At 60.6% G+C, this 8,157-nt stretch carries 8 protein-coding genes and 3 pseudogenes; 6 read left to right on the top strand and 5 right to left on the bottom strand.

Annotation, left to right across the window (positions count from 1 at the left end; all coding sequences use genetic code 11):
- The 4 genes and pseudogenes from ACOZK4_RS01065 to ACOZK4_RS01050 all read left to right on the top strand — a co-directional run.
- Window positions 1-238, top strand: a pseudogene (locus ACOZK4_RS01065) (hypothetical protein); the annotation flags it as partial.
- 182 nt (window positions 239-420) lie between these two features.
- Window positions 421-1,144: pseudogene (locus ACOZK4_RS01060) on the top strand (IS5 family transposase).
- A 104-nt stretch (window positions 1,145-1,248) separates the two neighbouring features.
- Entirely contained in the window at window positions 1,249-1,509 is a 261-nt protein-coding gene (locus ACOZK4_RS01055; protein ID WP_313524720.1) for an antitoxin, read from the top strand.
- Entirely contained in the window at window positions 1,506-1,931 is a 426-nt protein-coding gene (locus tag ACOZK4_RS01050) for a type II toxin-antitoxin system VapC family toxin (RefSeq protein ID WP_421589947.1), read from the top strand. The genes ACOZK4_RS01055 and ACOZK4_RS01050 overlap by 4 nt, the downstream gene beginning before the upstream one ends.
- A 378-nt stretch (window positions 1,932-2,309) precedes the next feature.
- Here the strand turns inward: ACOZK4_RS01050 and ACOZK4_RS01045 are convergent, their stop codons facing one another.
- On the bottom strand, window positions 2,310-2,549 hold the full coding sequence (locus tag ACOZK4_RS01045) for a hypothetical protein (RefSeq protein WP_421589946.1): 240 nt from the start codon (window positions 2,547-2,549) through the stop codon (window positions 2,310-2,312).
- A 173-nt stretch (window positions 2,550-2,722) separates the two neighbouring features.
- Between ACOZK4_RS01045 and ACOZK4_RS01040 the strand changes: the two genes are divergently transcribed.
- Window positions 2,723-2,908: a transposase gene (locus ACOZK4_RS01040; protein ID WP_421589945.1), complete on the top strand. Its 186-nt coding sequence runs from the start codon at window positions 2,723-2,725 to the stop codon at window positions 2,906-2,908.
- 187 nt (window positions 2,909-3,095) lie between these two features.
- Window positions 3,096-3,404: pseudogene (locus ACOZK4_RS01035) on the top strand (response regulator); the annotation flags it as partial.
- A gap of 404 nt (window positions 3,405-3,808) precedes the next feature.
- Here ACOZK4_RS01035 and urtE read toward each other — a convergent pair.
- Genes urtE through urtB form a run of 4 tightly spaced genes read right to left on the bottom strand, consistent with a single transcriptional unit; the run spans window position 3,809 to window position 8,067 of the window.
- On the bottom strand, window positions 3,809-4,504 hold the full coding sequence (urtE, locus tag ACOZK4_RS01030) for an urea ABC transporter ATP-binding subunit UrtE (RefSeq protein WP_313524712.1): 696 nt from the start codon (window positions 4,502-4,504) through the stop codon (window positions 3,809-3,811).
- Window positions 4,505-4,508: 4 nt separating this feature from the next.
- A complete protein-coding gene (urtD, locus tag ACOZK4_RS01025) occupies window positions 4,509-5,273 on the bottom strand; it encodes an urea ABC transporter ATP-binding protein UrtD (protein WP_421589944.1) in 765 nt (254 codons plus the stop codon).
- 5 nt (window positions 5,274-5,278) lie between these two features.
- A complete protein-coding gene (gene urtC / locus ACOZK4_RS01020) occupies window positions 5,279-6,439 on the bottom strand; it encodes an urea ABC transporter permease subunit UrtC (RefSeq protein ID WP_421589943.1) in 1,161 nt (386 codons plus the stop codon).
- A complete protein-coding gene (gene urtB, locus ACOZK4_RS01015) occupies window positions 6,436-8,067 on the bottom strand; it encodes an urea ABC transporter permease subunit UrtB (protein WP_421589942.1) in 1,632 nt (543 codons plus the stop codon). Before urtB ends, urtC begins: the two co-directional genes overlap by 4 nt.
- Window positions 8,068-8,157 lie beyond the last annotated feature (90 nt).

Genomic DNA, 8,157 nt, shown 5'->3' with positions numbered 1-8,157 from the left:
CGTTCACGCTTTTGGCCACAACGTCGACCCTTTCCCACAAATGGCCATGGATATCGGGTTCCTCGGTGCAACCATCGCGGATGCCGCCGGGTTGCCGGGGAATGAAGCTCAGGACGCGCTTTTGGTGCTGCGAGACCGGTGCCGCGGAGTTTACCACGCCTGTGCGGACAAGGACCTTGTCTGGGACCATCTACGCCAATTGGCGAATTCCGGTATGCTAAAATTACCTGGCACGTAGAATGAGGGGCCGGGTTTGGCGGCCATCGCGAAGCTGCCATGATCTCGCTCTTTGGCTGAAGCTACGAAACGCGCGCGGCGATGGGTATTAGGCTCAGGACCCATTGATTTGAAGAAATGGCTGTGGGCGGGCGTATAGGAGCCTGACTGATGAGTAATTTGTTTTGGCTGACGGACGAGTAGATCGCCCGTCTTAGCCATATTTTCCCAAGAGCCATCGTTGCCAGCGCGTTGATGATCGACGCGTTCTGAGCGGCATCATCTTCGTCAACCGCAACGGTCTCCGGTTGTGCGATGCGCCGAAGCAATATGGCCCGGCGAAGACACTTTGTAACCGGTGGAAACGCTGGGGCGACAAGGGAATCTTTATCCAGATGATGGAAGGCCCGGCTGTGCCTGAAGCTGCATGGCACAAGACCATCATGATCGATGCGACCTATCTCAAGGCCCACCGCACGGCTTCCAGCCTGCGGGTAAAAAAGGGGCGCGGGCCGCCTGATTGGGCGCACGAAAGGCGGCATGAACACCAAGCTTCATGCCGTAACGGATACGAGTGGTCGCCCGATCAGCTTCTTCATAACGGCGGTCAGTTCAGCGAATACACCGGTGCTGCCGCCTTGCCTGATGAACTTCCAAGGCCAAATGGCTGCTGGCCGACCGTGGATACGATGCTGACTGGTATCGTGACGCTTTGCAGGCGAAAGGGATCACTCCCTGCATTCCGGGTCGGAAATCCCGCAACAAGACAATCAAATACGACAAGCGCCGCTACAAACGGCTCAACCGGATCGGGATCATGTTCGGGCGTCTCAAAGACTGGCGGCGTGTCGCTACGCGCTACGACAGGTGCCCGATGGCCTTCTTCTCCGCTATCACTCTCGCAGCAACCGTCATCTTCTGGCTCTGATCAACCAGTCCTCAGCCTAAGACCGCGGCTGCGGGTGTTACCGCTTGCAAGACAAGGAGCGAGGCTGTATATACAGATAGTATATACATGAAGGAGGCAGGCCTATGCCCCATGTCGCGCGCGTATTCCAATCTGGAAATTCCCAGGCCGTTCGATTGCCGAAGGAATTCCGCTTCGACGTCGATCGTGTTGAAATCACACAGGAGGGCGACGCACTCATTCTCCGTCCACATGTCGATCAACGTGAACCATGGTCCTCGCTGAAGGCGGCGCTGGCGCGCGGCGTGAGCGAGGACTTCATGGAAAGTGGGCGTGAACAGCCAAAACCGGAAGACCGGCCGGATCTTGACACGGTGTTTTCGTGATTTCTCATCTCTTCGATACAAACGCGGTCATCGCATTGATTGGCCGTCGATCGGATGTGCTTATCAATCGCGTACTCCGGAGCGTCGATGGGACGATCGGCCTGCCATCGATCGTTACCCATGAACTGTACTTCGGAGCGCACAGGAGTGCGAAGGTCCGGTACAATCTGGAAACCTTGCGCCTGATGTTTACGGATTTTCCAATCCTGGAGTTCGACCAGCGTGATGCCTTTACCGCAGGTGAAATCCGAGCAGCACTTGCCGCAAAGGGCACACCCATCGGCCCCTACGATGTCTTAATCGCTGGCCAGGCTAAAGCGCGTGGCTTAGTGCTCGTTACGAATAACGTCGGTGAGTTCGACCGCGTGGACGGCCTGCGCATAGAAGACTGGTCGTCTGATCCCAGCGGGGCGTCCTTTTAGAGCTGTACATGAACGGGCTTTGCGCCAGTCCGTTCACCATCAGCGGATACCGTTCAGAAGCCAGGGACCGATTTGCACTGAGAGCTGGCTCTGACGCAGATTTGCTGACGTGCAGTGGCGATGTCACCTTGTTTGATCAACGGCCACAACTGGTGTTGTCGGTGAACTCAGCCAATCGCTGCCGTCACGACTTCCACTGCGCCATGGCGCGGATGCGAGGTATGTGGACGGCTAAGGCTGAGCTGTCATCGGCTCGGAATGTTGCCCCCTCATCGGCGTCCAATCTTGGCTCTGACTGAATCTCGATGATGTTTAGGCTTCAACGTTGAAACAGTGCTCGATGCAGCCAGCGCAGTCGTTGCCATAGCATCTGGCCGGTCAGAACAATGCAAATGCCACCACCGTGGAACCGTCTCTCGGCGTGTTCATAGTCGCTATCCTCGGATGCTTGCCGATCTGCAGTGTACGGGTCGCCGGATCGAGCTGCACCTGACCGTCAGACGCTTCGTCTGCAGTGCTGGCAATTGCCTTCGAAAGATCTTCGCCGAGCGCTTCGGCGACGACGTAACTCGCCCCATGGCTCGCCGGGCAGCACGCCTGGACTGTCTGGTTCGCCATCGCGCTCTCGCATTGGGTGGTCGCCCGGCGGCCCTATTTGCAGATCGTCTCGGATGCCCCGTGAGCAATGATACGCTGCTGCGAACTGTTCGCCGATACGATCGCCCCCCACCGATACCACCGAACGTCATCGGAATTGATGACTGGCCTGGCGACGCAATCATCGATACGGCATGATCATTTGCGATCTTGAACGCCGAAGGGCAATCGCAGTGTTGCCCGACAGGGAACAGGCGACCGCTGAGGCCTGGCTGATCCAGAAGCATCAGATCGAAATCGTCGCACGAGACCGTGGTGGTGGATATACGCAGGCCGTCGCACGAGCCCTGCCACACGCCGATCAGGTCGCCGACCGCTAGCATCTGATGGAAAACGCCACTCCCGCCTTTCTCGACGCCGTTCGCAAATCGATGCGGCAGGTCCGAACGGCAATCGGCACTGCAAACGTAAACGCGAAACTGCTAACCGCTGAGCGGCTGCAATACGAGGGATATCTGCGGCGCGAAGAGGCAAATGCCGTTATCCGCGGGGTCGTCGCCGATGGTGGAGGCTCTGCGCGAGCTCGGTTATGAGGTTGCGGCGGCATCGAGCGGTGCGGCGGCGATTGCTCTGCTGGAGGCAGGCATGAAACCCGCGCTGCTGTTTACCGATGTCGTCATGCCGGAAATGACCGGCCGGGAGCTTGCGGTGCTCGCCTTAGAAAAGGTCGCCGGACTGAGGGTCCTCTACACGACCGGCTACACACGCAACGCCGTCGTGCATAACGGCGTCCTGGATCCGGGCACGCATCTGCTGCAAAAACCGTTCAGCCTGGAGCAGCTGGCCCAAAAGGTTCGTCACGTGATTGAAGGCTAGGTGGTGTGCAACGCATGGTCTCATGTCAGGCCGGCTCGTGACCGATAGAGCCGCGCGAGATTATCGTGCATGCCACTTTGTGAAGGCCGGCGCGCCTTGCCCCGGGCTTACGCGCAAGGTGCTCGATTGACCACCATGTGAACCACAAGAAGCTCTTCCGGCTCTATCGAGAAGAGAAGCTGACAGTGCACAAACCTTGTGGCAGGAAGCGAGCGATGGGCATCCGCGAGACGCTACAGTCCATGGCGGCAATGTGCAGGAAACGATTGCCGCGCTTCAATTCCCCCACAAGACATTTTACGACACGCTCCAGCGCCATGGCATCGTGGGCAGGGAATCATCGGCAGTTCGGGCTAGATAGTAGACCGCCAGTCGCCACGACGCCTGCTCATTACGCGAGGGCGTCACACCGTCAGATGCCGGCGTGCCTCCGGCGTGTCGAGCGCTTCCGCCGGCCCTTCGTGCACGATCTCGCCGCGATCCATGATGTAGACCTGATCGGCAAGCTCACGGCAGAAATCCAGATATTGCTCGACGAGCAGGATTGCCATGCCGGTGGAATCGCGCAGATAGCGGATGGCGCGGCCGATATCCTTGATGATCGACGGCTGGATGCCCTCCGTCGGCTCGTCCAGCACAAGGATTTTGGGGCGCGTCACCAGCGCCCGGCCGATGGCGAGCTGCTGCTGCTGGCCGCCCGACAGATCGCCGCCGCGCCGGCCAAGCATGTTTTGCAGCACCGGAAAAAGGCTGAAAATCTCATTCGGGACGAAGCGCTCGGAGCGTTTCAGCGGCGCGTAACCGGATTCGAGATTTTCCTTCACCGTCAGCAGGGGAAAGATTTCGCGCCCCTGCGGCACATAGCCGATGCCCTGCTTGGCGCGGCCGTAAGGCGCCATCCCGTCGAGCCTGACATCGTTGAAACTGATCGTTCCGCCGGAAAGCGGATGCTGCCCGGTGATGGCCCGCAGCAGGCTCGACTTGCCCACGCCGTTGCGGCCGAGCACGCAGGTGATCTTTCCCATTTCCGCCGTCAGCGAGATGCCGCGCAGGGCCTGCGCCGCGCCGTAATGCAGGTTGGCCTTTTCCACGGTCAGCATGGTCTCATCTCCCTAGATAGTTCTCGATGACCCTCTGGTCGGCGCTGACGAAATCGATCGAGCCCTCCGCCAAAACCGAGCCTTCGGCAAGGCACGTCACCTTCACGCCAAGATCCCGAATGAACCCCATGTCGTGCTCCACGACGACGACGGAACGGGTTTTCGCGATATCCTTGAGCAGGATCGCGGTTTCTGCCGTCTCTGCATCCGTCATGCCGGCGACGGGTTCGTCGACCAGCAGCAGCTCGGGCTCCTGCGCCAAAAGCATGCCGATCTCCAGCCATTGCTTCTGGCCATGGCTGAGATTGGCCGCATAGTCGTCCTTGCGATTGCTAAGGCGCACGGTCGAGAGGATCTCCTCGATGCGCGCCTTGTCCTCGCCGGTGAGGCGGTAGAACAGCGTGGAGAAGACACCGCGCTTGCGGTTCAGCGCCAGTTCCAGATTGTCCCAAACCGTATGGCTTTCGAAGACGGTCGGCTTCTGGAACTTCCGGCCGATGCCAAGTTGGGCGATTTCGGCTTCATCCTTCTGCGTCAGGTCGACCGTGCCCTTGAAGAAGACTTCGCCGCTATCGGGCCTCGTCTTGCCGGTGATGATGTCCATCATCGTCGTCTTGCCGGCGCCGTTCGGGCCGATGATGGCACGCAATTCACCCGGTTCGATGACGAAGGACAAGGAATTCAAAGCCTTGAACCCATCGAAGGAAACGGAGACACCGTCGAGATAGAGAATGCTGGTGGGTTTTGCATTGCTGACAAGCGTGTTCATGCCGGTTACTCCGCCGCCTGTGGTTCTGCCGCCAAAGCACTGGCCGCCTCAGCTTCCCGCGCCTTGCGATATTCCCTGCGCCGCTCAATTGCCTGCCGTGCCGTGCCGACGATGCCCTTCGGCAGGAACAGCGTGACCAGCACGAAGAGGCCGCCGAGCGCGAAGAGCCAGAATTCCGGGAAAGCGGCGGTGAAGATGCTCTTGCCGCCATTGACGAGGATGGCGCCGACGAGCGGGCCGATCAGCGTGCCGCGCCCGCCGACCGCCGTCCAGATCACCACTTCGATGGAGTTGGCCGGATCGAATTCACCCGGATTGATGATGCCGACCTGCGGCACATAAAGCGCGCCGGCGACACCTGCCATCATCGCCGAGACGGTGAAGGCGAAGAGCTTCATATGCTCGACACGGTAACCAAGGAAGCGCGTGCGGCTTTCGGCATCGCGCACCCCGACGAGGATTTTTCCATATTTCGAGCGGACGATGCCCGACGCGATGACCAGCGACAGTGCTAGCGCGATAGCCGAAGCGGCGAAGAGCGCCGAGCGCGTGCCGTTCGACTGGATGTTGAAGCCTAGAATATCCTTGAAGTCGGTGAGGCCGTTGTTGCCGCCGAAGCCCATGTCGTTGCGGAAGAAGGCGAGCAGCAGGGCGAAGGTCATCGCCTGGGTGATGATCGACAGATAGACGCCATTGACGCGGGAGCGGAATGCGAACCAGCCGAAGACGAAGGCGAGCAGGCCGGGCACGAGCACCGCCATCAGCGCGGCGAACCAGAACATGTCGAAGCCGTACCAGAACCATGGCAGTTCCTTCCAGTTGAGGAAGACCATGAAATCCGGCAGCAGAGGATTGCCGTAGGAGCCGCGCGCGCCGATTTGGCGCATCAGGTACATGCCCATGGCATAGCCGCCGAGTGCGAAGAAGGCAGCGTGGCCGAGCGAGAGAATGCCGCAGAAGCCCCAGACGAGATCGAGCGCCAGCGCCAGCAGCGCATAGGTGAGGTATTTGCCGAACAGCGAGACGATATAGGTCGGCACATGCAGCGGGTGGTTCGGCGCCGTCAGCAGGTTCAGTGAAGGAACGAGGGCGGCGATCGCCAGCAGAAGCGCGACGACGATGACGATGTTGCGATCGAGCGCCTTGAGGATGAACGAGGTGATCATGCTTCCACCGCCCTGCCCTTGAGTGCGAAGAGCCCGCGCGGCCGCTTCTGGATGAAGAGGATGATCAGCACGAGCACAAGGATCTTCCCAAGCACCGCGCCCGCATAGGGTTCGAGGACCTTGTTGAGGATGCCGAGCGTGAAGGCGCCGACCAGCGTGCCCCAGAGATTGCCGACGCCGCCGAAGACCACGACCATGAAGCTGTCGATGATGTAGCCCTGGCCGAGGTTCGGCGAGACGTTGTCGATCTGGCTGAGCGCGACGCCGGCGATGCCCGCAATGCCGGAGCCGAGCGCAAAGGTCAGCGCGTCGATCCAGGGCGTCCTGATGCCCATGGAGGAGGCCATGCGGCGGTTCTGGGTGACGGCACGCATCTGCAGGCCCATCGGCGTCTTCTTGAGCAGGAAGAGCAGAAAGGCGAAGACGGCGAGTGAGAAGACGATGATCCACATGCGGTTCCAGGTGATCGTCAGGCCGCCGAGATCGAAAGCGCCGGACATCCAGGAGGGGTTGCCGACCTCCTGGTTCGTTGGGCCGAAGATCGAGCGCACGGCCTGCTGAAGGATCAGTGAGACGCCCCAGGTCGCGAGCAGGGTTTCGAGCGGGCGTCCATAAAGGAAGCGGATGATACCCCGTTCCATGACGAGGCCGACCGCCCCGGTAACGAGGAAGGCGAGCGGCAGGGCGATAGCCAACGACCAGTCGAACAGACCGGGATAGGAGGTGCGGATGACCTGCTGAACCACGAAGGTCGTGTAGGCGCCGAGCATGACCATTTCGCCATGCGCCATGTTGATGATGCCCATCACGCCGAAAGTGATGGCAAGGCCGATGGCGGCAAGCAGCAGCACCGACCCGAGCGACAGGCCGTACAAGATGTTCTGTCCGGCAGCCCAGAGCGCAAGCTGGTCCTCGATCTGCTGGATACCGGTCTCGATATCGGGACGCAGGCTTTCATCGGTAGACGACAGCGCGCCGGACAGGAGCGAAAGCGAATCCCGGCCGCCCGTCTGCACGACCGTGGCGATTGCCGCCTTCTTTTCGTCCACGGGCCGATCCGAAACGAGGACGGAAGCCGCGCGGGCCTTTTCGAGCACGCCCTTGACGGCGCCGTCCGTCTCCGCGGCCAATGCGGCATCGAGACCTTCAAGCGCATCGGCCGAGGGCGTGCGCAGGACGGTGCTTGCGGCCTGCAGGCGAACGTCGGCATCTGGGCTCATCAGCGTCAGTCCGCCAAGCGCGGCCCTGATGACACGCCGCAGGCCATTGTTGACCTTGACCTTTTCGAGCGCAGCCTTTGCCTCTTCGCCGGCCGCGTCGCCAGTCAGCGAATCGATCAGTTTAAAATTGGAACCCGCAGGCTTGACGATGAAGACGGTGCCATCGGCCTTGCGCTGGTAGAGATCGCCCTCGGAGAGCGCCTCCAGTGCCGGCACGATCTTCGGATCGCCGGTCTTGGCCAGTGCCTCGACCTGCCTCTGGTTTTCCTGGAAACTACCGCCGCCAAGCGCATTGACCATGGCGCGCAGATCGTCGGCGGCCCTGAGGTCGGTCGCCAAGAGCGTCACGACAAGGCAGAAGGCGACGAGCAGGCATTGCAGGAAACGATGGATGAGCCGCGCGTGCATCTCACATCCTCAGGCAGTCGAGTTGGAAAGGGATTGCATCCCGGCGGCCCCAGCGCCGGGATGCAGGGTCGTGCCGCCGCGAATGCGTGA

Origin of the sequence: Shinella sp. M27, from assembly GCF_049199905.1 — a bacterium.
GTDB lineage: Bacteria > Pseudomonadota > Alphaproteobacteria > Rhizobiales > Rhizobiaceae > Shinella.
This window is presented reverse-complemented; position numbering and strand designations above follow the sequence as displayed.